The sequence below is a fragment of the Nonomuraea sp. NPDC003560 genome, from assembly GCF_042878785.1.
Lineage (GTDB): Bacteria > Actinomycetota > Actinomycetes > Streptosporangiales > Streptosporangiaceae > Nonomuraea.
In genome coordinates this window covers 32,377-56,892 of sequence record NZ_JBIAOF010000022.1, presented here as the reverse complement: position 1 = coordinate 56,892, position 24,516 = coordinate 32,377, and the positions used below count along the sequence as shown (strand labels likewise).

19 protein-coding genes are annotated in these 24,516 nt (G+C 69.8%); 5 read left to right on the top strand and 14 right to left on the bottom strand.

From position 1 onward, the window contains the following. Positions 1–97 precede the first annotated feature (97 nt). The 10 genes from ACFYUV_RS49540 to ACFYUV_RS49495 all read right to left on the bottom strand — a co-directional run bounded on the left by ACFYUV_RS49540 (position 98) and on the right by ACFYUV_RS49495 (position 15,300). Positions 98–1,375 carry a TIGR02679 family protein gene (locus ACFYUV_RS49540; protein ID WP_387682800.1) on the bottom strand — a complete coding sequence of 426 codons (1,278 nt, stop codon included), beginning with the start codon at positions 1,373–1,375 and terminating at the stop codon, positions 98–100. Then, positions 1,372–5,499, bottom strand: a complete 4,128-nt coding sequence (locus tag ACFYUV_RS49535; protein WP_387682798.1) for a TIGR02680 family protein — start codon at positions 5,497–5,499, stop codon at positions 1,372–1,374. Before ACFYUV_RS49535 ends, ACFYUV_RS49540 begins: the two co-directional genes overlap by 4 nt. Continuing rightward, positions 5,499–6,650 carry a TIGR02678 family protein gene (locus ACFYUV_RS49530; protein ID WP_387682796.1) on the bottom strand — a complete coding sequence of 384 codons (1,152 nt, stop codon included), beginning with the start codon at positions 6,648–6,650 and terminating at the stop codon, positions 5,499–5,501. Before ACFYUV_RS49530 ends, ACFYUV_RS49535 begins: the two co-directional genes overlap by 1 nt. Further along, complete coding sequence (locus ACFYUV_RS49525) at positions 6,647–8,179, bottom strand: TIGR02677 family protein (RefSeq protein WP_387682794.1); 1,533 nt, start codon at positions 8,177–8,179, stop codon at positions 6,647–6,649. Before ACFYUV_RS49525 ends, ACFYUV_RS49530 begins: the two co-directional genes overlap by 4 nt. Before the next feature lie 551 nt (positions 8,180–8,730). After that, positions 8,731–9,297, bottom strand: a complete 567-nt coding sequence (locus tag ACFYUV_RS49520; protein WP_387682792.1) for a site-specific integrase — start codon at positions 9,295–9,297, stop codon at positions 8,731–8,733. A 120-nt stretch (positions 9,298–9,417) separates the two neighbouring features. Next, positions 9,418–10,401 carry an MBL fold metallo-hydrolase gene (locus ACFYUV_RS49515; RefSeq protein ID WP_387682869.1) on the bottom strand — a complete coding sequence of 328 codons (984 nt, stop codon included), beginning with the start codon at positions 10,399–10,401 and terminating at the stop codon, positions 9,418–9,420. A gap of 2 nt (positions 10,402–10,403) precedes the next feature. Then, positions 10,404–10,820 carry an SRPBCC family protein gene (locus ACFYUV_RS49510; RefSeq protein WP_387682790.1) on the bottom strand — a complete coding sequence of 139 codons (417 nt, stop codon included), beginning with the start codon at positions 10,818–10,820 and terminating at the stop codon, positions 10,404–10,406. After that, a complete protein-coding gene (locus tag ACFYUV_RS49505; RefSeq protein WP_387682788.1) occupies positions 10,817–12,064 on the bottom strand; it encodes a M24 family metallopeptidase in 1,248 nt (415 codons plus the stop codon). The genes ACFYUV_RS49510 and ACFYUV_RS49505 overlap by 4 nt, the downstream gene beginning before the upstream one ends. 68 nt (positions 12,065–12,132) lie before the next feature. Further along, positions 12,133–14,847 carry an AAA family ATPase gene (locus ACFYUV_RS49500; protein ID WP_387682786.1) on the bottom strand — a complete coding sequence of 905 codons (2,715 nt, stop codon included), beginning with the start codon at positions 14,845–14,847 and terminating at the stop codon, positions 12,133–12,135. Positions 14,848–15,051: 204 nt separating this feature from the next. After that, on the bottom strand, positions 15,052–15,300 hold the full coding sequence (locus ACFYUV_RS49495) for a cupin domain-containing protein (RefSeq protein WP_387682867.1): 249 nt from the start codon (positions 15,298–15,300) through the stop codon (positions 15,052–15,054). A 613-nt stretch (positions 15,301–15,913) separates the two neighbouring features. On the opposite strand from ACFYUV_RS49495, the gene ACFYUV_RS49490 reads away from it, so the two are divergent. Next, a complete protein-coding gene (locus ACFYUV_RS49490; RefSeq protein ID WP_387682784.1) occupies positions 15,914–16,972 on the top strand; it encodes an FAD-dependent monooxygenase in 1,059 nt (352 codons plus the stop codon). A 476-nt stretch (positions 16,973–17,448) separates the two neighbouring features. On the opposite strand, the gene ACFYUV_RS49485 is transcribed toward ACFYUV_RS49490, so the two are convergent. From ACFYUV_RS49485 to ACFYUV_RS49475, 3 genes are all read right to left on the bottom strand, one after another. Continuing rightward, positions 17,449–18,360, bottom strand: a complete 912-nt coding sequence (locus tag ACFYUV_RS49485; RefSeq protein ID WP_387682782.1) for a hypothetical protein — start codon at positions 18,358–18,360, stop codon at positions 17,449–17,451. After that, on the bottom strand, positions 18,357–18,695 hold the full coding sequence (locus ACFYUV_RS49480; RefSeq protein ID WP_387682780.1) for a PadR family transcriptional regulator: 339 nt from the start codon (positions 18,693–18,695) through the stop codon (positions 18,357–18,359). The genes ACFYUV_RS49485 and ACFYUV_RS49480 overlap by 4 nt, the downstream gene beginning before the upstream one ends. Before the next feature lie 348 nt (positions 18,696–19,043). Continuing rightward, positions 19,044–19,934 (bottom strand): LysR family transcriptional regulator, encoded by an 891-nt coding sequence (locus ACFYUV_RS49475; RefSeq protein WP_387682778.1) that lies wholly within the window; start codon positions 19,932–19,934, stop codon positions 19,044–19,046. 128 nt (positions 19,935–20,062) lie between these two features. Here ACFYUV_RS49475 and ACFYUV_RS49470 point away from each other — a divergent pair, with 128 nt between their 5' ends. The 3 genes from ACFYUV_RS49470 to ACFYUV_RS49460 all read left to right on the top strand — a co-directional run bounded on the left by ACFYUV_RS49470 (position 20,063) and on the right by ACFYUV_RS49460 (position 22,944). Beyond that, on the top strand, positions 20,063–20,509 hold the full coding sequence (locus ACFYUV_RS49470; RefSeq protein WP_387682776.1) for a carboxymuconolactone decarboxylase family protein: 447 nt from the start codon (positions 20,063–20,065) through the stop codon (positions 20,507–20,509). A gap of 69 nt (positions 20,510–20,578) precedes the next feature. After that, positions 20,579–22,027 (top strand): MFS transporter, encoded by a 1,449-nt coding sequence (locus tag ACFYUV_RS49465; RefSeq protein ID WP_387682774.1) that lies wholly within the window; start codon positions 20,579–20,581, stop codon positions 22,025–22,027. Between the two features lie 32 nt (positions 22,028–22,059). Then, positions 22,060–22,944 (top strand): NAD(P)-dependent oxidoreductase, encoded by an 885-nt coding sequence (locus tag ACFYUV_RS49460; RefSeq protein WP_387682772.1) that lies wholly within the window; start codon positions 22,060–22,062, stop codon positions 22,942–22,944. 106 nt (positions 22,945–23,050) lie between these two features. Here ACFYUV_RS49460 and ACFYUV_RS49455 read toward each other — a convergent pair whose 3' ends face one another. After that, positions 23,051–23,548 carry an SDR family oxidoreductase gene (locus ACFYUV_RS49455; protein WP_387682865.1) on the bottom strand — a complete coding sequence of 166 codons (498 nt, stop codon included), beginning with the start codon at positions 23,546–23,548 and terminating at the stop codon, positions 23,051–23,053. Between ACFYUV_RS49455 and ACFYUV_RS49450 the strand changes: the two genes are divergently transcribed. Beyond that, positions 23,529–24,119: a hypothetical protein gene (locus tag ACFYUV_RS49450; protein WP_387682770.1), complete on the top strand. Its 591-nt coding sequence runs from the start codon at positions 23,529–23,531 to the stop codon at positions 24,117–24,119. The two genes, ACFYUV_RS49455 and ACFYUV_RS49450, sit on opposite strands and share 20 nt — an antisense overlap. Positions 24,120–24,516 lie beyond the last annotated feature (397 nt).

The following is a 24,516-nucleotide window of genomic DNA, read 5'->3' as shown; positions in this document are numbered from 1 at the left end:
TTGGGCCTGTTCGGTTACTGGCCCACGGACATTCGTTTGCTTCCACGTCCGGTAGATCGGGGAACATGCGGGCCGAGCGTTGAGACTACCTGGATGATCACAAGGAAGTCCGCAACTTCAGGTCAGCCATCAGCTCAGCGAGTACGAGCTCCTCCTCGACGCGTATGCCCCGTCGCTCCATCGCCACGGACAACTCCGGATCCCAGGGGGTCGGGCGTACCTGCCCGGCCAGCGGAGCCGACGAGGGCACGGCTCGGTAGGAGGCGGCGTCGAAGCGCCATGGCAGGAATCCGACCCGTTCGTGGACCGCGGCGGCGATGGCGATCCCGCCCCAGTCGAAGTCCCCGTGGTAGGCGAACGTCGCGCCGCCGGCTGCGAGCAGGTCCAGCAGCCGCCAGACGGCTGCCGACGGCCGGCCGCCGCCGCACACCAGGGGTGGGCACGAGGCTCCGAGTTCGTCGGCCGCCGCCGCGACCACCACCGGGTTCTCGCAGATCCTGACCAGGTTCGCGCGCAGTGGTGCTTCGTGGCGGAGGAGCTGACGCAGGGTCAGCACGCATGGCTCGCCCGCCGCCCTGGCCGCGCTGAGCATGCGTCCGGTGGGGGAGTGGTCGTCACCAGGAAGCCCCAGGCAGAGCACGAAGGAGGACAGGTCATCGAGGTGCACGCCGACTGCGGCCCAGGCCGAGCGGCGGGCGTCCGCGCCGCCTTCGCTCGCGTACGGCAGGCCGGACAGGGCACGCGCCGCAGACAGGGCGAGGGTCGCCAGCGGGCGTCCTTCGTCCAGCGCGTGGGCGTCCGCGCAGGTCTCGGCGGCGAGCCGGCCGAGGCGCGTGCCCGGTGACGGCAGTCGCTCCAGCACGGTGCTCAGCCGGTCGAGCAGGGTACGTGCCTCTCCGGCCGTGGTGGCGAGCCTTCTGACCAGGCCGGTGGACTCCAGCCACGATCGCCACCCGGACAGTTCGGGCCGCTCGCAAATGAGGGCGTCGAGCTTGGCGAAGGCCCGTTTCCAGTCCGCTGCTTGCGCGGCCTTCTCCCCCGTCAGGTCCCGGATCGGGCCACGTAGCCGGATGACGGCCTCGCTCAGCCCGTCCGCGGCGATGCCGCCCACTCGCAGGATGCGATCCACCTCGTCCAAGGAGACCGACAGGGAGGACCCGGCTCCCGCGCGGCGGCCGAGCAGCACCTCGGCCGCGCGGCGCTGTGCGGAGGTCGCCGTCGTGAGCGTCACCGTTCCTGTCAGCGGTTTGCCCTGTTCCAGGCGGCGGCGTGCCCGGTCGACCAGCCAGGCGGTCTCGTCGCCGCCCAGCAGCCGCCCCAGCCGCTCGCTCGCACCGCTGCCTGCCACGGAGCCGTTCGTGCTGCTGTCGCTCATCCGGCCGTGCCGTCCTCGTCCATGCCGAACAGACCGTCCTGCCGTACGGCGGGTACGGGGGAGGGCGCGGGCACAGCGATGGTGGGGCGTTCTGCCCGCCGCCGCTCGCGCCCGTCCCATCGCCAGGGCGTCACCAGCACGGCGTCGATGCCGTCACGTCGCGAGAGCTGGCAGATCGCCAGGCCGGGCACCTGTGGGTAGCAACCCCATTCGCGCTCGCTGGTCATCACCACGTCCATGTCGAACGTGGCCAGCAGACCCAAGCACTTGGCCCGGGAGTCGTCATCCACCCCGGCGAAGGCCTCGTCCAGTGCGACCAGGCGCGGCGCGTACGGGTTGCCCGCGGACTTGTAGTGGGCCGAGGCGGCGGCGAACAGCGGAACCGACGCCGCCAGCACTCGTTCTCCGCCGGAGGCGGGGCCGGTCGCGGCCCGCCACTGGCCGTCCTGAAGCCGCTGGATCGCGAACTCGTGCCAGGCACGATAGTCCAGCGCTCTGGTCAGGGCCTCGGTCCAGCCCGCGGCTGGATTGTCGGTGTGCTCACGGGCGATTCGCTCCTGAAGGAATGCCCCGACAGCGGACCGGTCGGCGGAGGACCAGGCATCCACGGTCTGGCGGAGCTTGCCTCTGATCCGGTCGAGCCCGTCGGGGGCGTTCTTGGCCGTCTTCCAGATCAGGCGCAGCCGCATGCCGGTGGAGGTGGGGCGGGATTCCAACTCGGCATTCATCTCCTGGACCTCCGACTCGGCCGCGGCGATCAGCTCATGCAGCGTGCCGGCGACTTCGTTGAGAAGGTGGTTCTCCAAGATCTCGCGTTCCTTGGCCGACAGAAGCTGTGCGCGCTGCCCGGTCTCCTCGGCCAGCGCCGCGGCCAGCTCGGGCATGTCCCTGGCGCGCCCCTGGAAGATCACATCGACGATCATGACGCCGTCGTGCAGGGTCAGGCCGACGGAGTGCCCGTGCCTGTCCATGGCGTCCGACAGCAGCTTGTGCTCCTCAGTGACCTTCTTCTGCACCCGGTCCCACGGGCCGTCGCCGTCGTCCACCGCGTCGAGCTCGGCGTTGACCGTCCTGGCCAGAAGCACGGCGGGTGTCGCCGCCCACTCCCCGCCCGTGTCGGGCACGTCCAGGCCTGTCAGCGCGACGTTCAGCAGGCCAGTGGCGGCGAACACCTGGAACTCGTGCACGGCGGCGTCGCGTGCGGTGATCGCATCCTCGATCTGTTTGCGCAGGTTGTCGCGTTCGCCCTCGGCCTTGCCGCGTTCCTGCAGAGCCTGCTGCTCGTGCAGGCGAGTGGAGCGTTCGGCGATGGCGCGCTCGCGTAGCTCGTGCTGCACCTGGTCGAGCCGGCGGAACAGCTCTTCCACGGCGGAGCCCGCGGTCTCGACCAGTGTGCGGTATGCCTCGGCTGCGGCGCCCGCCTCCTCATCCGCCTTCGCTGACAGTTCGGCGGCGTCGTCGAGCTGTTCCTTCGTCCTGTCGAGCTCCCCTGCGGCGTCCGCGGCGGTCTCGTGCGCGTCACGCCAGACTTGTATGGCGGGCCACAACTGGGCCAGGGCCAGCCGATAGCGGTTGAGCGCACCCTTGACCTCATCGAGCGCCGCGGGATCCGCGGGCAGGCCGACGTCCGCGGCGAACTCCTCAGCCCGGATGCCCGCCTCTCGGAGCTCGTCCTGCCGCTCGCGAAGCGCCATGCCCGCCGCGACGTGCGCGGCGTTGACCTCGTCACGCCGCTCGTAGGCGGTGGCGCGCTTGACGTTCGCCTCTCGCAACTCAGTGTCCGAAGGCAGGCCGCGGTGTTCCGCGGCGAGCCTGTCCCGGCGGGCGGCGAGCAACTCAAGCCGGCCGCGCAGCTCTTGGATCCGCCGATTGACCTGATCCAACTCCCCGCGGAGGGTCGCTAGCCGGGTCCTCCGCGCCGCCTCTCTGGCGCCCTCGCCGATGTAGCGAGCCTCACTCTTGCGCCAGGAGCCGGTGAGCACGCCGTTCGCCCATCTGCCGTCGGCCGCCACCCAAGCCCGGCCGTCGTGACCCGGCCCGAGCCCGATGGCGGACAACACAGCGTCCACGGCGCTGTCGGCCAGTGTCGCGGCCTGCCGATCGGCCCGGTCAACAGCCGGACGCAGGACGGCGGCACAGGACGGGCCGGACAGCGGCTCACCGGTGACGATGACGGTGTCGTCCGCAGCCAGCAACGTCCCGCCCGGCGTCACCCAGGCGTCCAGGATGCCGGCGGCCTCCAGCGCGGCTTCCAGCCCGGCCCGATGGTCGGCGGGCACCGCTTCGGTGAAGTCCACCACCTTCCACAGAGGTGCGCCGGGACGGTCGAGGCGGGTGGCGGGGTCACGCGTGTGAGGCACGGGCGGCGCTTCGTGGCCACCGGCCTCCGAACGGGAGATCTCTTCGGACAGGTCCGCGGCGGCCCGCCTCGCCTCCTGGATCTCGGAGTCCAGCGCTGCTCCCAACCGGCCGAGCGCGTCAGTGGCCGTTCTGGTCGCGTCGCCCACGGCGTTCGCGGCAGGGTTGGGGCCGTCGGTAGAGGCAGCCCAGGACTGCAGCGCCGAGATCACCTCATCGGGATCGTCCAGCCGCAGCTCGACGAGACCAGCCAAGTAGAGGGTGTACTTCTGAACGAGCCCGGTGACGGCCCCGCCCACCGCCTCTTCCGCGGCGACGACGCGCTGAGCCACGGCCTGTGTCTCCGCGGTCAGCCGCTCCACCTCGGTGCGCGCGGCCCTCATCCGCTCCTGGGCCCGGCGGATGCGGTCGATGAGCCGCTCCAGCTCGCCGATCGCCTGCTCCTGACGATCCGCCAGTGCCTCGGTGTCATGCTTGATCCGCGCCAGCTCCGGCTGGTCGGCCACAAGGAGATGATCCGGCCCCGTACGGGCCGTCCCGGGCTCGCACCGCGCCTCACGGGCGGCCAACACGGTCAGATCGTGCACCCTGTCGAGGTCGCGCCCTGCCGCGTCGGCCTTGTCCCGGGCCGTACGGGCTCGCTGCTCGCGCCGCTGCGCCTCGCCTGCGAGGCGGTCGCGTTCCTGCGCACAGCGGCGAGCATGATCGGCCAGCCGCTCGGCCTCCTGGCCGTACTGCTTGAGCCGCTCCGCGTCACGCATCTCGGGGCTCTCTCGAAGCGCGTCCCGGCGTGCCTCCAGCAGAGTCCGCTGTTCCTCCAGTTCTTCCAGCATCTGCTGCGCTGCCGCCAGACTCGCCTCCGCTGCGGCGTGGCGGCCCTCGGCCTCGCCGAGGTCCCGGCCCAGATGCTCGTAACGGCTGTGTGCCAGTCGTGGTACGGCGGCCTTGCGCTTGGCCGCGATGGCGGCGTAGCGACGGTAGTGGATCAGGAAGCCGGTCGCCGCCTCGCGCGCTTCCTCCAGTCCCCGCAGGGCGTCGCGCTCCTCGTCGAGGCCGCGGAACGCCTCGGCGACCGTGGCGATCAGAGCAGGGCTGAGTGGTGGCAGCGCCTCGGTGAGGGCGCGGGACAGCAGCTTCTCGTCCGGCTTCTTCGACAACTGCGGCTGGCGCAGCTGGATGAGCAAGTTCACCAGGGCCTCGTAGCGGTGCTCGCCGAGCCCGAAAAGCGCCTCGTCCACGGCCCTGCGGTAGTCAGCGGCCCGGTCGTACACCATCCCGCGGCCCTCGACGGCCTCGCGTAGCTTCTCCCTGGTGAGTACCACGCCGGTGGAAGAGAGCAGATGAAGTTCCGCACCGATGCGCTGTGGAGTGAGGAAGAACCAGTGCCGGACGATGCCGCGGTCCTTGACCGCTTTCAGCCCGCATCCGATCGTACGGAACTCCTCAGAACCGTCCGCCGTGCGTCGGCCGAACTCCATCCACGCGTAACCCAGCCGCTCGGAGTGCGGGTGCTTGCCGCCCAGCAGCAGGTTCCACTCCATACGCTTCTGCCGGTCGCCGTCCGGTTCGACGCGATGCGGGGCCAGCTCTCCGTCAAGCAGGAACGGCAGTGTCAGGGCCAGCACCTTGGACTTGCCGGTGCCGTTGTTGCCACGCAACAGCAGACGGCCGTCGTGAAAGTGGAACTCCTCTATGTCGTAATAGAACAGGTCGACGAGCCCGGCGCGCAGCGGCTTCCAGCGTTCGGAGGTGGGGGAAGTCAGCATCACTGTCCTTTGATCACGGGTTCGGCCAGTGCGTAGCGGGCGATGGCGGGCAGCCCCACAGCAGCGCCATCGGCGACGCGCACGAGCCGCAGCGCCGTCAGCTTGTCCAAGGCCGTGGCGAGCAGGCCGGTCTCGGCGCCCGGCTCGGTCACACCCTTACGCCAGAAGGAGGTGTGCTCGCGGGCCGCCTGCTGGACGAAGGCCTTCAGCTCTTCGAGCGTCAGCTCGCCGTGGACGGCCAGCTGCTCGGCCACCAGCAGTGTCACGTGGCCGTCGGTGTACTGCTCCGGCATGCGGACATCGGTCAGCTGGTCCTCGGGATCGACCATCGCGATGCCCTCAGCCCGAACTTCGGCCACCAGCCCGGTGGCCTCTTCCAGCCGACGGACGATGGCATGTCGCTGGGAGGCCAGGTACGCGCGCTCGGCTTCGTCGAGGTCGGCGAAATAGATCACTGGATCCTCCAGGAGCTTGCGGGTCAGCCGGCGGCGCAGCGCCTGGTTGCGCAGGTCGTCGGTGTCTGCGACCGGCTCAGCCATCAGCTCGGTGAGCCGCTCCCCGAACGAGGACGCGGAGATCGTGGACGGGCCCCGCGCGCCGGTGAGCAGCGTGGCCAGTACTGGCCTGCGTACGTCGTACAGCACGTCACCGGTCTCCGACAGGTACGCCTCCTCATCGCCGGCGACCCTCCTCAGCACGCCCCAGTCCAGCAGCATCCGCACTACCGCCACCAGATCGGCCCGCTCGGCACGGCTGTCGAGGGTGAAGACGAAGTCCAGTTCCGGCTCTGCCGCGGCCGACAGCACCTCTTCTGCCAGCCGGCCGAGCGTGGTCTGCGCGTCCGCCCGTTCGAGCGTGGCCAGAGCCAGGCAGAACAGTACGTAACGGCGCCGGCCGTACGGCTCTCCCGCCTTTCCCCGCGCCGGGTGCGTCGCGTCTTGCGCGTCGGGGGCGGTCTTGAACAGCCGCGCCGTGCCCGAGTCCGCCATCAGCCGCCAGCCGGTCTCGCGTGCGAGCCAGGCGCGCAGCTCGGTCACATGGCGGCGCACCAGCAGGAGCGCCTCGGGATCACGCTCGGCGGTGAGCAGCGGCCTGGCCAGCAGCGCGCGTAGCGCGGCACGCCGCTGGGCCCGCTCCTCATCCCCGATCATGGACCGGCCGTCAGGTCGGTGATCTCGATCACGTGCTCGGGCCCGGTGAGCACACCGTCCTCGGTACGGATCTGAACCTCGCCGCCATCGGCAACGAGCATCAGGCGTATCTCCATCGATCCGTCGGCACTCACCGTCTTCACCTCCGTGTCGCCTGGGCGGCGGGTCGCGAGCGCGTCGCCCAGGAGTCCCAGGAACAACCGGAAGGCTCGTGGATCGAGACTGTCCAGCTCCGACAGCAGGACCGGACCGTCGGTCCGCAGCGCGGCCCGAGCCGCGGCCGTCTCGCTCGCCTCCCGCTCGGCCTGCTCCACCAGCAACCTGCGGGCCTGAGAGCGGTCAGCCACCTTGTTCGGCTTACCGCGCCGCTCATAGGAGCCGGTGCGGCGAAGTTGCGGCGAGATCCTGATGGGTGGCGCCTCACGCCAGGGGACTCCTGCGTCGACCTCGTGCCATTCCGCCAGAGTCGCGGCCGTCACTGTCAGATGGCGGGATGGAGTCAGCCCGAACGCCGCCCGCCACAACCGATGCGCCGCCGCTTCATCGGGAGCCTCGGCGAACCAGCGCGCCAGCGCCCGGAAGTCCGCACTGCGATCGGAACGCCCGGACCGCCGCTCATTGAGCAGCCCCACCGTGTCGATCAGCTGCTTGATCGCCGTGATCGCCGCCTGGCGCAGCAGTCGTGCCTGCGACGGCCGACCGGCGCCCGTGGAGACGAACCAGTCCCGGAGACCGCGCCAGCGATTCGACCAGGAAGCGAACGCCGCTTCCTCGGCTCTGACGTACGCCTCCGCCGTCTCCTCCTCGTCGGGCACCGCGTCAGCGGCCTCGCGTCGCGCGGCCAGCCGGAGCAGCCGATCATGTTCGAATTTGTCCAGCTCACCCAGGAGCGTGGCGATCCGCGCGCCGGAGTTGGCGAGGTCGGCGATGAAACGGTTGATGTAGTCGATCAGCCGCTCCTTGTAGGCGATGAACCCCGCCACGTCGCCGTCGGAGAAGTCGATCGCGCGCCGCAACGAGGCCATGAACGCCTGCGCGTTGTCGGCCAGCGACGAGAACCGATCGGACAGGGACAGCAGCAGCAGGTGCGCGCGGGCAGGGTCGGGGTCCGCATCGCGAGCAAGAACGACCAGCGACTGCAACTGCTCGGCGATGTCTCCCAATGCCACAGACTGCAGCGCCCCGCGCTTCCCGATGGCGTCTTCGTAGAACGAGATCGCCTGCTCGGCAGCCTGTCCGGCATGCGTGAGCTGGAACAGGTACCGCTTACGGTGGAAGTCCTCCACGCTCGTGACCCTGCCGGTGTCGGCGTCGGCCCGTAGGTTGCCCCATTCCCGCAGCTTGTCCAGTGCCTGCGCGAGCGCGTCGTCATTGTCCCGCCGCAGCTCCGCCGCCACGTCCTCGGGCCGGAGATGCACGATGAATCGCTCCTTCGCTCGCGCGAACGCTCGGAGGATCCCCCGGTAGAAGGCCGAGTTCGGCGTGCTCAGGTGAGCGAAAGGCTGATGCTCCTGAGACGGGAATGCCATACCGACAGTTTCCCTGTTTAAAGGGAGTGTCGTGTTCAATGTCGGCGGAAGAGTTGCGGGAATGAGCAGAGTCTTTCCGCGCGGCCACATCACCACGCCTCTTGGCGCGGGGGCAGGTAGAGGACATCAGAGCGCTGATCGGGTACGGCTCAGGAGCAACACGCGCGACGGCCGCGTGCTCGATGCGTGCTCGTACGCCCCGTCACACGCCGTCAGGACACGGCACTGCCGGACGCGCGGAATGCGTGGAGACAGCACGAACCGCCACCAGATGGCACCGCGCGACACAAAAAGATTTTGCTTCTAATCCGACGGTCGCAGGTTCGAATCCTGTAGGGCGCGCTTTGATCATGGCCTGACCTGCGGCTATGTGGGATCGGATGCGTTCTAGAATTTTCGTCTAGCGGTTGCGTGCTCCGTACGTGCTCGGTTGCACCAACCCTGCACACCCCATGATCATCCGCCATCCCCGAGCCTGTGCGGCAAGAGCAGCGGCCCCGCCTCGCCGCGAGCAAGCGGCCGAACACGGGGCCGGACGCTTAATCCGACTGTCAGCTCCTCAACGAGACCACTCTCCCGCTCTCGCCCTGCTCTTCCTTGTCGAACAGCAGGGCCGCGGTCTTCTCGGCCGCCGCGGTGGCCACCTGCGGGTAGACGGAGGTGTAGGTGTCGGCGGTGAACGCGCTGGAGGTGTGGCCCAGCGTTTCCTGGACCACTTTCATCTCCACCCCGGCCGCCAGCATCAGCGAGGCCGCACCATGCCGCAGGTCATGCAGCCGGATGGGTGGCAGGCCGGCCAGGTAGGCCAGCCACAGGAACTGGTCGGAGGCGTGCTGGGGGTACAGGCGGTTGCCGTCAGGCTGGGTGAACACGAACCCGGTGTCGACCCATGCCTCGCCCATGGCCAGGCGTTCCTGCAGTTGCTGCTGTCGGTGGGCGCGCAGCACTTGGGCGGTGTCGCTGTCCAGAGCGATGGTACGTACCGAGGCGTCGGTCTTCGGGGTGCCTTCGTGGACCTGCCTGTGTCCAGGCCATGACGGGGGAGGGGCGGGACACGCTGGTGTAGGCGTCGATGGGATCGACCCGTCGACGCCGCCGGCCGACGCCCTGGTTGCCATGGGATGCCCGGCGGAGGATGGACACCAGCCAGGGCGGGACGGGGACGGTGCGGGTCTGCTTCATGTCCCGATGCTTCGGACCGCGTTCGTCGTGGGCCTGCCCCGAATCGGTGAACCGCTCTATCCGGCGGACGCCTCCATCGTGTAGAGGCGGTAGGTGGTCAGGATGTTGAGCCTGTGCAGGTTGCGGCACAGGTGCAGCATCGCGTCCTGAGCCTGGGGCGGCCCGAGGGCGGAGGCGAGCGCCGGGTCGAGGCGTTCGGCCCACGGATCTGTGCAGGACCGGGTGGTCTCCTCCAAGGTGCGGCCCTGCCGTGTCGCGGTGTGGACCTCCTCGTGGAGCCGTTCAAGGTAGGAGATCAGGGCATCGATGGCCCGGTGGCCGTCGCCGGCGGGGCCGTGGCCGGGCACGATGGTCCGCATCTCGGGCAGCGCCGCCTTCATGGCACGCAGGGTGGCGAGGTACGGCGCGGGTCCGCCCTGCAGCAGCATGTGGGCGATGCCGGCGTGGCACAGCAGGTTGCCGGTCCACGCCGTCCTGACGTCGGGCACGTAGACCACGGTGTCGCCTGGGCCGTTGCCGGGCCCGAAGTGCCACAGCTCAACCGTCCGGCCGCCCAGGTCGACCTCGGCGAAGGAGTCGAAGACGACATCGGGAAGTCGCCAGGTGGTCACCGCGTCGAAGAGGGCCTCGTCGCCGTACATGTTGCCCGATCTGACCTGCTTCTCGAAGCCGAGGTCGGTCATGTTGTCGCGGTTGGCGCGGGAGGAGATGATCACGGTGTCGGCGGGGAAGGCCATGTTCCCGAACGTGTGATCACCGTGGTAGGTCGTGTTGACCAGGTAGCGCAGCGGCCGGTCGGTCAGCTCGGCGGCCAGCGACTGGATCGTGCGCGACACGTCAGGGGTGATGCCGGCGTCGACCACCAGCGCGGCGTCCCGTCCGGCGATGAGCCCGTTGTTGTCCTTGGGCGCCGGGACGGCCATCAGCGCGTGGACGCCGTCGGCGAGCCGCCTTGGGACGAGCTCCAGACCGACCGGCGACAGGTTGGGACCGTTGTAGGCGGCGGGCCGCTCGGCGATCTCCCGCTCGGGGATGTGCATGCTCACAGCAGCGTCCCCAATCGCTCGAAGAGCTGCGGCACCTGCTTGCCGAGCTGGGTGCGCACCAGGTGCTCGGCCATCTTCGGCACCCCCTCCAGCTCCAGCCGGAACTCCACCCGGCAGCCGCCGTCGACGTCGCTGACTCGGTACGCCTGGCTCACCCCCGGCTTGGCCTGCGGCGGGGTGTGCAGCGTGAGCGATTCACCCGGCACGTAGTCGGCTACCGTCAGGCCGATCTCGGTGCGGCGGCCCATCACCTTGCGTACCTGCTCGACGTGGACGCCGTCACGCAGCGGCCCGTCCGCCCGCGACTCCAGGACGTCGGCCTGCCATTCGGGGAAACGCGCGGGGTCGGACAGGACGGCGAAGACAGCGGCGGCGGGACGCGCGTACGTCGTGGTGTGGTCGATGGTGATCACGGCCGGCTCCTCAGCAGCTGGGCGGTCAGCGGGTTCAGTTCGATGGGGTCGTCCTCGCCGATGACGACGGTGCCGCCCAGGTTGGTCAGGCGGTCGCCGATGACGGCGTTGGGTTCGAAGGCGAAGGTCATGCCGGGGGCGAGGGGCAGTTCGCCGCCCATCGTCGGCACCTCGAACAGCCGTCCGTAGCGGGCGGCCTCGGGCAGGCGGCGAAGCCCGGCGCCGAACCCGCACACCGGCCCCATGGGGTTGAGCGTGTGCACCAGCGGGTGCACGTTCCAGGCGCCGGCCTCCTCCAGCGGCGCGCGCATCGCCTCGACCAGGTCGCCGAAGGTGTTGCCGGGACGGGCGGCGGCCAGCCCGGCCTCGTAGGCGGCGCGGGCGACCTTGGCGCCCACCTCGATGTCGGGATGAACCTCGCCGACGGCGATGGCGACCTGGTGCTGGGTCTCCTTCATGCCGAACCGGCAGAACACCTCCGCCATGATCACGTCGCCGTCCTCGATGACGCGCGGCGCCTGCGGCCGGTAGGACCAGGCCGGCGGGCCCCAGGAGACGAACCCGGGCCCGGAGGAGATCAGCATGTCGGGAGCCGCCAGCCCGCGGCGGAAAGCGGCCGTCATGCCCGCGGCGTACACGTCGGCCTCGCTGGCGCCTGGCCGGGCCGCCTCGACCATCGCCTCGGCCATGGCGTCACCGGTGGCGGCGGAGTGGCGGACGACGGCCAGCTCCTCTTCCGACTGGCAGATGGTGGCGAACAGGTAGCTGAGCCCGACCGGCTGGAACTCCACGCCGGGCAACTCGGCCAGCACCTGGTTCCACAGGCCGTGCGGCATGATCGGGTTGATGTGGAAGGGCGGATATGGGTCCAGACCGAGCACGCCGACCTTCCCGCTCTCCAGGCGGTGCTCGCGCAGGACCTCCACCACCCCGGCCGCGTGCTTGGCGACGCGGATGCGCTCGGGCCGGATCCACAGCTCCTCGCCGCGGCGCAGCGCCTGGATGTGGTCGGCGACCGGCAGGGTCGACCAGGTCAGTTCGATCGGGTCGGCGTCACGGCAGAAGATGACGATCGCGCCGGGGCGGTCGTTGGTGAAGTAGACATCCGGCGCGAAGGGCGCGAGGTCCGCGCACTCGTGCTCGCCGTAGGCGATGAGCGCCTGCACGCCCTCGGCTTCCATGATCTCCCGTGCGAGTGCCCAGCGGCGGTCGCGCTCGGCGAGGGAGTAGGTGGGAACGTTCATGGAGGAGACGCTACGAAGGGTCGCCCTGACGTCGCTTCCGTCATCCTGCTGGAGCCGCCGCGGCTCGCTTAGGTCATCGGGCCCAACGCGGCCAGTTCACCGCGCGAGGAGACGCCCAGCTTGGGGAAGGCTTTGTACAGGTGGTAGGCGACCGTGCGCGGGCTGAGGAACAACTGAGCGCCGATCTCCCGGTTCGACGCGCCGGTGACGGCCAGCCGTACCACTTGGAGCTCTTGCGGGGTGAGCGTGGCCAGCGGGTCGTCGTCCTTGACGCGGCGGGCCGGCGAGGCGCCGGTGGCGCGCAGCTCCGCGGCCGCGCGGGCGGACCACGGGGAGGCGTCCAGCCGGTCGAAGGCCTCCATCGCTGTCTCTAGCTGGATGCGGGCCTCGGCGCGCCGCCGCTGGCGGCGCAACCACTCGCCGTACACCAGGCGGGTCCTGGCCTGGTCGAAGGGCTGCTCGTGCCGGCCGTGCACGGCGAGCGCACGCTCGTAGAGGCCCGCGGCCTGATCGTCGGAGGCCAGCAGGGCTCGTGCCCGATGCAGTACGGCGAGCGGACCGGGTTGCCCGACGCCCTCGGCCCAGGCCGCGTAGCGTCGCAGGACCGGTTCGGCGCGTCGCGGCGTGCCCGCCCTGACGGCCGCCTCGATGTAGTCCGGCCAGGCATACCTCCAGATGAACGCGTGCCGCGAGGTGCCCTCCGTCACCCTGTCCAGCCGGTCGAGCACCGCCTTGTTGCGACCTAGTCCGAGGTCGAGGATCACGCGCCCGTACTCGGCCCACGTGCCCGCCGGCAGCCAGGACCTGTCGTCGGCGTGCCGCAGGGCCTCGGCGGTGCACGCGGCCCACTCCTCCTCCATGCCCGCCACCCCGTACAGCCAGGCTTGGACGCCTCCCAGGTAGCCGCGCCAGAACGGCTGGCCGACGTCGGCGGCCAGGTTCAGCCCCTCGGCCACCGTGGCACGCGCCGGCCGGTGACGCCCGTCGATCAGCTGGGCGATGGCGAGGACCGTCATGGCCTGGGGGAGGCGGCCCAGGCGCCCCTGTGCCCGGCACTCCTCGACCAGGGTGGTCGCGCCGGTGAGCATCTCGTCGCGTTCCGCGCGGACGATCGCGTGGTAGGTGATGACCATGCGAACCTCGAACGGCACGGCCGTCAGCTCGCCCATACCGTCGGGGAAGGCCGGTACGGGGGTGGTGTCCCCTTCCAGGATCATGCGGAAGCCACGGTTGATCGCGCCCATCGCGGCGGCGAGCCCGCCACCGTCGGGTGCCAACTCCTCGGTGCGACGGGTCAGGGCGATCTGATCGGGGTGGGGCGCGCTGGTCCAGACGTAGAAGCCGGCGAGGCCGAGCAGCGAGAGCATCGTGGAGGGATCCGCCGTCTCGGCGCCCTCCTGCAGCAGCCGGGCGGCCTCGAGCGGCCTGTCGGCCTCGAATGCGAGCTGTGCCCGCACCCGGGCGAGTTCGGCCAGGACCGATCGGTCCAGCGTGGACGAGCCCGCCTGCCGCAGCGCCGCGGCGACCAGCTCGGCCGCCCGCCGGCTCAGCCCAGCCTCGGCGGCCGCCCCGGCGGCGGTCGTCCACCGGCGTACGGCGTGGGCCGGGTCGGCGGACAGCTCGGCCGCCCGCGCGTAGGCTGCCGAGACCGTCGCCTGCCCGCCGCGCTGCCGGGCGCGCAGCGCCACGCTTTCCAGCTCTCCGGCCACGCCCTCGTCCGGTCGCAGGGTGACGGCCGCCAGGTGCCAGGCGCGCCGGTCGTCGTCGACCGCATGTGCCAGGGCCCGATGTGCGGTCATCCGGGCGGCGATGTCGCAGGCGAGCAGGACCGCTGTGCGTACGAGTGGATGACGGAAGACGACACCGGCCGCGCTGACCTGGACCAGTCCGGCTCGCTCCGCCGGCGCGAAGTCCGCCAGCGAGGCGTCGAGCCGGCCGAGTGCGGCGGCGAGAACCTTCAGCTCGCCGCGGTCGTCCAGGGCCGCGGTGAGCAGGCAGGAGCGAGTGGCGGCGGGGAGAGCGGCGATCCGGGTGCGGAAGCTGGCGAGCACGCGGTCCGTCACCGGCTCCACCGGCCCGAGAGAGAAGGCCAGGGGGGTGAAGGCGCCCGCCCGTTGCTCGGGACTGAGCATGCGGGGCAGCTCGATCAGGGCCAGCGGGTTGCCCTGCGCCTCGGCGACGAGTTGATCGCGGACGGCGAGCGGCAGGTCCGCCGCCTGCTCGGCCAGCAGATGCCCCGCCGTGTCGGCGTCGAGCTTGTCCAGCCGGAGCTCGGGCAGCCCCCCGCCGGGGAAGGTACCGCCGTCCTCCCGCGCCGCGAACAGAACGACGACGGGCTCGATGTGCAGGCGACGCGCGGCGAACACCAGGGCGTCGGCGGATTCGCTGTCCAGCCACTGCGCGTCGTCGACCAGGCAGACCAGGGGTTCCTCCGCGGACAACTCCACGAGGAGGCTGAGTGTCGCCAGGCCGACGAGGAAGCGGTCTCCTCGGGGCGCCTCGCCGAGGCCGAGCGCGCCCAGCAACGCCTCCGCCTGCTGCGCGGGCAGCGCGCCGACGCCGTCGAGTACGGGGCGCAACAGCAGATGCAGGGCGGCGAAGGGCAACTCGGCCTCCGACTCGACCCCGGCGACTCGCAGCACGCGCCCGGGCGTCCGCCGGGCGGCGTACTTCAGAAGGGCCGTCTTGCCGATGCCCGCCTCGCCGCGCACCACCAGAGCGCCGCCCGGTCCGTCGAGCATCTGGTCGATCCGGGCCTGTTCCGCCTGACGGCCGTGCAACATGAAGATCCTCAGCAGTCACGGCGCATCCACTCGATCGCCGGAGGTGCACGACCTTCCCCTGCGCCCAATCCGATCATATGGGCTTTCGGCGGGCATAGTCGGACTCGCCGCTCGGTCATCGTGGAGTGTGACCTGCCGGTACTTTGCACGTGGTCGGGACGGATCGGAGCACCGCGGGGTGGAGCCTCACGACAGACCGTCGAATCAGCCGGGGGCAAGGCTCGCGGAGCGAGGGTCTCGGGCGCCGGCATAGATCACTACCATCGTGAAGTGGGCCGGTTCTGGGCCTCGGCTGCCGTAGGCGCGCGGGCGGTCGCCTCGCATACGGAGTGCGTCGCCCGCGGCGAGTTGGAAGAGCGCTCCGCCGACGGTGACCGCGACGCTGCCCGAGTGGAGTTGCAACAGTTCTCGGGCCGGGCGGATGCGCGGGCGTGGAGATCTTGTCGCCGGCAGGCAGCCGGAACTCCCGGAGCTCGGTGAAAGGCGGCTGGCTGTCGTTGATCAGGAGCCTGGCGCGGCCTTCGGAGCGAACCACGGCGTCGGCGGCACGGGACACGCGGTCAAGTCCCGCAGGGGGCGCCACCAGCTCTGCGCCTGCCGAAGATTCCGTCCACGCAGGTCAAGCCGCTTGTCGTGCCGGCACGACTGGGCCCACCGCTCCGTGATCGAGTTCATCCGAGGCATCCGAATACCGGTGAGCACCCTCGTGATGCCGCCTTCGGCGAGGACCTCGCTCATGAGCACCGGAACCTCCCATCCCGATCTCGGATCAGGAAGCGCGCCCGGCAGCCCGCGTCGTTCAGATCCGTCACCAGATTCCTGATCACCTGGATGACCCGGCTCGCGCTCGGGTGAGCGAGCTGGCTCGGGTCCGGCGTGGCGTAGCGCGGCCGATAGCGTACCGTGCGCGTATAACTACTCTGTGCCAAATGAAGTGCAGAAGGTGATTTGTGTCGGCGGCGGGCCCGCCGGCCTGTATTTCGCGATCCTGATGAGGCTGCGCGATCCTTCGTGTGACATATCCGTTTTCGAGCGCGATCCGGCGGGTTCGACGTACGGCTGGGGCGTGACGTACTGGGGCAGCCTGCTCGACCGGCTGTACGCGAGCGATCCCGAGTCGGCCCGCGCCATCGGCGAGGCGTCCGTGCGGTGGCATGACGGGATGGCCCTCGTCGGCGGCCGCACCACCACGCACCGCGGCGACGAGGGCTTCGGCATCGGCCGCCACCGGCTGCTCGGCATCCTGGCCGACCGGGCGATCGCACTCGGTGTGCGGGTGGAGTTCGAGCGCGAGATCCTCGGCGAGGTCCCGGACGCCGACCTGGTGGTGGCCGCCGACGGGGTGAACAGCCCGCTGCGCGGCCGCCACGACTTCGGCACCGAGGTCGCCACTGGGGGCAACACCTACATCTGGCTCGGGACCACCAAGGTCTTCGACGCCTTCACCTTCGCCTTCGTGGAGACCGAGCACGGCTGGATCTGGTGCTACGGCTACCCCTTCGACGACGAGCGCAGCACCTGCGTGATCGAGTGCGCGCCCGCCACGTGGCGCGGGCTCGGGCTCGACCGCGCCGACGAGGCGGGCAACCTGGAGCTGCTGGACAAGCTGTTCGCCGACCTGCTCGACGGGCACCGGCTCGTCGGGCGCGGGCAGGGCGTCGCGCAGTGGCTGCGCTTCCAGACCGTGACGAACCGCTCCTGGCACCGCGGCAACCTCGTCCTGCTCGGCGACGCCGCGCACACCACGCACTACTCCATCGGCGCCGGGACCACGCTCGCGATCGAGGACGCCATCGCGCTGGCCGGCGCGATCGAGCGCCACTCCGCCCTGGCGCCCGCGCTCGCGGCCTACGAGCGGGAGCGTAAGACCGCGTTGTTGCCGGTCCAGAGCGCAGCCCGCCACAGCGCGCGGTTCTACGAGGACCTGCCGCGCTACCTGCGCCTGGAGCCCGCGCAGATGTTCGCGCTGCTCGGCCAGCGGCACTCGCCGCTGCTGTCGTACCTGCCGCCGCGGCTGTACCACCGGCTCGACCGGGCGGCGAGCCGGCTGGAGACGCTGCGCAAGATCAAGCGCTGGGCCGGGCACCGGATCGCCGGGTCGTCACTGCAGTCGTTGTCGCGCTGACGGGGTCGGCGCAGGTCGCGGACAAGGCGCGCGATGACGGAGTGGACCCTGCCGCCCACTCCCGAGGCCGAGCTGCGTGGCAGGCCCGGACCAGAGGGGACCGTGTGGGCAGGCCGCCGAACCGGCCGACATTCGCTCGCGGAAGATCTGCCCGGCTGCCATCATGCAGATCAAGCACCCTGTGACGCCGTACAACGTCCAGCGTTGACTGACCAGCTGGCGGTGTCAGGCCAGCAAGGTGCCCGGCGTCACGATGCGATGGAGGCGAGGCTGCGTGGGCAGTCGTCGCGCCAGCAGCAAATCTCTACGTCCTTGGAGGTACCGCCCTGCGTGAGTAGCGTCAACCAGCCGAACGACCGGACCATCAGCAGATACGGCAGGCGTAGAACACGAGGGTCGCGGATGGAAGGGCAGGCCAGATGTCATGCACAGGTTTCGGCGCCGCCCACGCAACGGCGCCCGCCCCGAGTGGTGTGCTATTTCGGCGGTGGTGGTTTGCGCTTGGTCTTGATGCCCAACCGTTTCCTGAGCCACTTCACACTCCCGTGAAAGGCTGGGATGACCGGTAACGCCAGAACCGCGGACCCCCACCCTTGTTGGATGTACACGTTGCTGATCGCCAGAACGAGCAGAGGGCCGAGAACGCCCCACGTGCGGAGATGGCTCGTGAGCGTCCAGTACATGAAGATCTGAATGCGGCGCATCAGGAAGGCGTGCGGTCTGAGAGCGAATCGAAGTTGGGCCACTTTCCCGAGTTGCCGCAGCGCGTATTTCAGCTGAACGAACTGGCCGGTGCGGGCCTTGGCCAGGAAATGCAGTTCCGCACGCCATTCCTCCAGGTAGCGGTCCCGGGCCGCGGACGGCAGAAGGCGCGCCTGTAGTTGGAGCAAACGTAGAGCTGGAGAGGCGAGCTGTTTCAGTTCCCGCCGGTCAGTTGGCTGAGCCGAAAGCTTGTGCGCCAGGGTCAGCGAGGCATCGAGGTTCAGGTTGAGCTTGCGGGTATCGTCTCGCCCGCTGTCGAGGTGGTAGGAGGAGTCGCCATGCATGGTCAGACTCAACGACTGAGCCAGCAAGACTGCGTGCGAGGCCGCTCTTTCCAGATAGACGGTGAGCCGACTGTCGAGTTCCAGAGGCAGTGACCTCTGCATCGTGCAACGTAGTGCGCGCGCGAGCAGGATGGACTGACCAAGAAGCTCCTTGAGCGTGCCAGAGCTTTCATCCCCCTGTTTGAAGAGGTTGATCTCGATGTAGGCGCCAACGTCTGAGTAGTACGTCAGGTCTCGGAGGAGTTCACGCGCATACGTATAGGCAGACGAGTCCTCTGCCTGTTCAACATATGCCCCCAGCGCGCCGATGGTGTGAGAAGGAGTGACGTCGCCATCGGTCATGCCAGGTCACCGAGATGCCGGGGCTGACTCATCGAGCCTGATTTCGCGATCTTGGCCTGGGCTTGCGCCAAGGCGATACGTGCTTGTTCGGCGCCGTCAGTGGTGAGCTTGTAATAGCGACGGCGCGGCCGGCCGACCTCATGGGGATCCACATCCTCGAAATGGCTTTCGAGCCATCCGACGTGCTCGAAGCGGGCGAGAATGGGATGGATGGTGCCGGGTTGAAGTCCAGCGGCGGCGCAGATCTCCAACCCGTACATCTCGCGTGTCGGCACCTGAAGGAGAGCCCGAAGAACCAGTTGGGTCGGTACCGTCATCCGAGGAGTTGCACCCATGCAGGAACTCTAACTAGGGGTGAGCGGCTAGGTACTCCCTTTTCGGCATTTCACGTTCGCCGGCCATCACGCACTGCACCAACTGCCCATCACTCTCGATCGTGTGCGGTGCCTCAACTCGGACGCTGCTGCTGAGCTGCGCGTTTGCCGGATGATCAGGCTGCTCTGTGGTACTCGTTGCTCAGGCCGGTGACGGTCCTTCGACGATGGATCCGGGAAGTCATGTCGATCACCTCGCTGCGATCGTGCCGCTCACCATGGTTGAGCAGGTGATCGAGGCACTCACGGCGTAGCGTTTCCACGAACCGCTCCGCGAACGCGTTCGTGTGCGCTTGCTGAGCAAGTGGCTCAGGCCTTGGGGGCGTGCTTCTCCACGGCCATCCTGGCGAAGGCCAGGGCCTTGGCGGAGACGCTCGCCGTACGCCATATCAGCGCGTACTCGAACGGCCCGATGTCGTGGAACGGGACGTAGACCAGGTTGGGCCGTGGATAGTAACGGGTGCCCTGGGCGGCGGCGATCGTGACGCCCTCGCCCGCCGCGACGAGGGCGAGCAGTTCCTGCCAGTACTTCGTGGTGGTCGAGTGATGGATGGGCCGCCCGGCCGGGGTGCGATCAGGTATGTGACGCGCCTGGAAATAGCCCGGCAGGCCGTCGATGAGCCGCAGGTTCTCATCTCCGAGATCCTCGATGGAGATCGACGTACGGCCGGCCAGGCGGTGCGAGGCGGAGACGGCGAGCATGGTCCGGTCGCGCACGAGCACCGGGCCCACGGTCAGATCGGGCTCGTCCACGGGCAGTTCGATCACCTGCAGGTCCAGCTCGCCCCGTCGCAGCGCGCTGTACCTGTCTGACAGGTGGACTTCGCGGATCTGCACCTCACACCGCGGATGCGAGGCTCGGAACGCCTCGACCACGGTCATGACCCGCTCGCTGGCCAGCGGGCTGGAGAAGCCCACGCGCAGCACCTCGCCGGTGCCGCGCGCGGTGTTCGACGCTTTGGCCACGGCTTCGAGAATCCCGTGGCAGTGCGGACCGAGGTCTTCGCGCAGTTGCCTGCCCAAAGGTGTCAGGGCCACCCGGCGGCTGGTGCGCTCGAACAGCGGGCCGCCGACCCGGCGTTCCAGCGCCTGGGTCATCTGGCTGACCCGGGCGCGTGACACGTGCAGGCGGTCGGCCGTGCGACCGAAGTGCAGCTCTTCGGCCAGTACCAGGAACGTCTCCAGCTCCTGCCAGTTCACCGGCACCCCCTTTCGGTAAGGGCACCTTACCGAGCGGTGAGAACTTTGCCGTTGTTCGTGACCATCTGCCGGATTCACACTGCTTCAGGCAGACGACCACCGACCGCGACGAAGGGCTGAACCACACGATGACCAGGCAGCGCATCGAACTGGCGGCAGCGTCGCCACGAGCCGTCAGCCTGATCACCGACCTGGAGGACGTGCTGCGGCGCGAGGGCTTGTGCGACGACCGGTTGCGCGAACTGGCGCGCATCCGGGTCGCCCAGCTCAACGGCTGCGCGTACTTCCTGGCTCTGCGTTCCGCGGAGGCGATCCGCCTGGGCGAGCGGCAGGAGCGGCTCAATGAGCTGGCGGGCTGGCGCGACTCGCGCCGGTTCACCGACTCGGAGCGCGCTGCCCTGGCTCTCGCCGAAACGATGACCAAGCTTCCGGCCGACGGCGTGCCCGACGACGTGTACGGCGCGGCGGAGAACCTGCTCGGTCCCCACAACCTCGCGAATCTGATCATGGCCGTGTCCGTCGCGAACGCGCTCGATCGCATGTGCCTGACCGCGAGGGTCTCCCCTCCCCGCTAGGTCTCACCAGGCCTGACATCCCCACGGGGCGGCTTCGCGCTGCCCTGATGCATCCCAGAAGAGGAAGAGATGACACCTCGCGAACCCCTGGAAGCCCCCGACCCTCGGAGATGGCCGGCGCTGACCCTCTTGGTGGCGTCCTTCTTCATGGTCATCGTCGACTCCCAGATCGTCATGCTGGCCCTGCCCTCCATCGAGAGCGAACTCGGCTTCTCCCCGGGCGGCGTCCAGTGGGTGATGAGCGCGTACCTGCTGAGCTTCGGCGGCCTGCTGATGTTCGGCGGGCGCACCGCCGACCTGCTCGGCGGCCGCCGGATGTTCCTGTTCGGCACCGCCCTGTTCGGACTCGCCTCAGTGCTGTGCGGCCTGGCCTGGAACGACTCGGTGCTGATCACTGCCAGGGTCGTCCAGGGCGTCGCCGCCGCGATCATGACACCGACCGCGATGGCGGTGCTCATGCACACCTTCGCCGAGGGGCCCGAGCGCAACAAGGCGCTGGGCATCTGGACCGGCGTCGGCGCCTTCGGCGCGACCGCGGCGCTGCTCATCGGCGGCCCGATCACCGACGGGCTCGGCTGGGAGTGGATCTTCTACATCAACGTCCCGGTCGTGGTGGCGGTCCTGGTCCTCGGCCCCCGTCTGCTCAGGACGACGCCGGTCCAGGACGGCCGCCGCCGCTTCGACCCGGCGGGCGCGGCGACCATCACCGCCGCCATCGCCCTGCTGGTCTACGCCGTCTCCGAGGCGCCGCTGGTCGGCTGGGGCAGCGGCCGGACCATCGGCATGCTCATCGGCGCCGCCGTCCTGTTCGTGATCTTCACCGTGATCGAGAACCGGTCGCAGGCCCCGCTGGTGCCGCTGCGGATCTTCCGCTCCCCGACCGTGGTCGGCGGCAACATCCTGATGCTCATCGTCGCCATGACGGTGTACGGCGGGGCGCTCATCACCTCGCTCTACGCCCAGCAGGTCCTCGGCTACAGCGCGGTGAAGTTCGGGCTCAGCACCGCGATCTACGCGGTCATGTCGATCATCGGCGCGAACGTCAGCGCCCGGCTGGTCGCCAAGGTCGGCTACAAGCCCATCGCGATCGCCGGCATGACGCTGCTGGCCGGCGGCCTGCTGCTGCTGACCCGGATCGACGCCGACGGCGGCTACTGGAGCGACCTGTTCTTCGGCCTGGTCGTCTTCGGCTCCGGAATCGGCAGCACCAACGTCGCGGCCTCCATCGCCTCGCTCACCGGCGCCAAGCCCGAGGAGTCCGGCCTGGTCTCCGGCATCAACAACGCCGTCTTCCAGATCGGAGCCGCGCTCGGCATCGCGATCGCCTCGTCGGTCGCCTTCGCCTCCACGACGGCCGCCGACGCCGAGGGCCTGAACGACGGGTTCCAGGCGGGCTTCCTGGCCACCGCCGTCTTCGCGCTGGCCGGGCTCGCGACGGCGCTGCTCCTGCTGCTGCACCGGGCCAGGAAGACGTCCGCACAGGGCACCGGCAAGCACTCGGTGCCCGTTCACCACTGACCCGACCACCACACATCACCAAGGAGCGCGCAATGACAGACGACAACGTGACCGTCATCGGGCTGGGCTCGATGGGTACGGCCATCGCCGAGGCGTTCATCAGGGCAGGACACCCCACGACGGTGTGGAACCGTACGTCGCGCAAGGCCGCACTCCTCGCCGCCAGGGGCGCGATCCACGCGGAGGCGATCGAGGACGCCGTGGCCGCGAGCCCGTTGATCATCACCTGCCTGACCACGTACGAAGACACCCGCCAGGTCCTGCAGCCGGTCGCCGCCGCCCTGTCGGGGCGCACCCTGGTCACCCTGAACAGCGGGTCCCCGGCCGGTGCCAGGGAGACGGCCGTCTGGGCCGGCTCCCACGGGGCCCGCCACCTCGACGGCGCGGTCAAGAACGTGCCCGCAGCCGTGGGGGCGCCGGACACCCTGATCTACTACAGCGGGGACAAGGCCGTCTTCGACGCCTGCGCGCCGACGCTGACGACACTGGGCGGTGACACCGTCCACCTGGGCGACGAGGTCGACCTGGCCGCCCTGTACGAGATGGCGGTGGGCGCCCTCCTGCTGCCCACGCTCGTCGGCTTCTTCCAGGGCGCCGCCGTCCTCCGGGCGCGCGGGCTGGACGCGGGCAGCATGGTGCGCTTCACCGGCAAGTGGCTGGACATGATCAAGTCCCTGCTCCCGGTGTACGCCAGGGAGATCGACAGCGGTGACTACAGCGACGCCGCCTCCTCCGTGAACCTGTTCCTGGCCGGAGCGGCCCACGACGAAGACCTCGCGCGGGAGACGAACGTCGACGTGGCATGGCTCGGCCCGCTGAACGACCTGCTGAGGCGAGCCGCCGAGGCCGGCCACGGCGACCACAGCATCGCAGCTCTCACCGAGGTGCTCGGCAGGCCGGCCTCACCCTCCGGCTGAGGAGGGGAGGGGCGCCGTATCCACTCCCTCGTGCAGTCGCGGCCGCCCATGGGAGCTTTTCGTTCGAACGAGTGCCATCGCGACAAGCCGGTCTCGGCGGAGGCGGTCAGCTGGGCTGGCCGGTAGGCATGATGGTGACCTGCTGGAGGTTCGCCCGCGGTGGCAGACTCGCGATGAACCCGACGGTCTGCGCGACATCCTGCGGCGTGAGCCACTCCATCGTCTCCTTGGAGCCCTCCAGCCACGCCCGCGCGCCCTCGTCGGTGACGTGACTCTGCAGCTCGGTGCCGACGATCCCCGGCTCGATCGCCGAGACCCGTACGTTCTTGGCCCCCAGCTCGGCCCGCAGGTGCCGGGACAGATGAGTGACGTACGCCTTGGTCGCGGAGTAGACGGCGAAGTTCGGGAAGATGTTCTGCGCCGCTATGGAGGAGGTGTTGATCAGGTCGGCCACGCCGCGCGTACCTGCTGCCGCGACCAGCTGGGGGACGAACGCGCCGATCACGTTCATCAGACCCGTGATGTTGAGGTCGATCTGGCGCTGCCACTGATCGGCGGTCAGCTCCTCGATGGGGGCGGGCAGCATGACGCCCGCGTTGTTCAGCAGCAGGTCGGCCCCGCCCAGCTCGGCCGCGACCCGTTCGGCGGCGGCCCGTGCCGCCGCCGTCCAGACCCTCCATGACGTGCCCGCCTTCGTCCTCGGCCGCCGTACGGACGTCCTGGCCGCCAACCGCCTGGCCCGCGAGGTGCTGACCGATTTCGAGGCCCTTGCCGTGCCTCAGCGCAACCTGGCCCGCTACTACCTGCTCGACCCCGAGGCCCGAATCCGTACCGGCGACTGGGAACGCGTCGCCGCGGAAACCGTCGCCATGCTCCGCCTGGAAGCCGGTCGCCATCCCCAGGATCGCCGGCTCGCCGACCTCGTCGGCGAGCTCACCCTGCGCTCGCCGGAGTTCAGCTCCTGGTGGAACGAGCACCGCGTGCTGCGCCGCACGCACGGCACCAAGCACTATCGCCATCCCCTCGTCGGCGAGCTGCACTTCCACTACGAGTCCTTCCAGCCTCCGGGCGACCCCGACCAGACCTTGTGCGTCTACAACGTCGAGCCGGGCTCCCCGACCGCGCAGGCGCTCCGGCTCCTCAGCAGCTGGGTGGCGCCCACCGCCGCACCTTGACGGAGCAACCCGATCGGACGGGCCACCACGCAGAGATCGAAGACGGCGTTCGCCGCGCTCGGTGCGCGCTCGTACGCTCCGTCACGCGTCGTCAAGGCGCAAGCGAGACCAGACGATCCACGAGTTGACCTGCTCTTTTGCGTGATCGCTCCGGTTGCCCCGTAGGCAGCGGGAGGCGGTCCGAAGCAGCTCTGCGCCACTCCTCACGGAACGTACGCGGCATGCTCGCCGCGACGTTCTCCCAAGGCCGGCGCGGTAGTTCGGAAGCCCGGAACGGCGAAGGACCCCGAGGCGTCCCGGGGTCCTGCCGTAGCCCCGGAGTCACGCCGCGAGCACTTCCAGGAACACGCGGATCGGCCGGCGCCGGCAGCTCGCGTTCGCCACGCGAAGCCTTCGC

Coding starts and splice junctions, on each gene's coding strand:
- ACFYUV_RS49535 (WP_387682798.1), bottom strand. CDS start 5,499: ATGCTGACTTCCCCCACCTCCGAACGCTGGAAGCCGCTGCGCGCCGGG.
- ACFYUV_RS49480 (WP_387682780.1), bottom strand. CDS start 18,695: ATGGGTGCAACTCCTCGGATGACGGTACCGACCCAACTGGTTCTTCGG.
- ACFYUV_RS49450 (WP_387682770.1), top strand. CDS start 23,529: ATGACGCCCGCGTTGTTCAGCAGCAGGTCGGCCCCGCCCAGCTCGGCC.
- ACFYUV_RS49485 (WP_387682782.1), bottom strand. CDS start 18,360: ATGACCGATGGCGACGTCACTCCTTCTCACACCATCGGCGCGCTGGGG.
- ACFYUV_RS49460 (WP_387682772.1), top strand. CDS start 22,060: ATGACAGACGACAACGTGACCGTCATCGGGCTGGGCTCGATGGGTACG.
- ACFYUV_RS49500 (WP_387682786.1), bottom strand. CDS start 14,847: ATGTTGCACGGCCGTCAGGCGGAACAGGCCCGGATCGACCAGATGCTC.
- ACFYUV_RS49520 (WP_387682792.1), bottom strand. CDS start 9,297: ATGGCAACCAGGGCGTCGGCCGGCGGCGTCGACGGGTCGATCCCATCG.
- ACFYUV_RS49540 (WP_387682800.1), bottom strand. CDS start 1,375: ATGAGCGACAGCAGCACGAACGGCTCCGTGGCAGGCAGCGGTGCGAGC.
- ACFYUV_RS49515 (WP_387682869.1), bottom strand. CDS start 10,401: ATGCACATCCCCGAGCGGGAGATCGCCGAGCGGCCCGCCGCCTACAAC.
- ACFYUV_RS49470 (WP_387682776.1), top strand. CDS start 20,063: ATGACCAGGCAGCGCATCGAACTGGCGGCAGCGTCGCCACGAGCCGTC.
- ACFYUV_RS49465 (WP_387682774.1), top strand. CDS start 20,579: ATGACACCTCGCGAACCCCTGGAAGCCCCCGACCCTCGGAGATGGCCG.
- ACFYUV_RS49505 (WP_387682788.1), bottom strand. CDS start 12,064: ATGAACGTTCCCACCTACTCCCTCGCCGAGCGCGACCGCCGCTGGGCA.
- ACFYUV_RS49530 (WP_387682796.1), bottom strand. CDS start 6,650: ATGATCGGGGATGAGGAGCGGGCCCAGCGGCGTGCCGCGCTACGCGCG.
- ACFYUV_RS49525 (WP_387682794.1), bottom strand. CDS start 8,179: ATGGCATTCCCGTCTCAGGAGCATCAGCCTTTCGCTCACCTGAGCACG.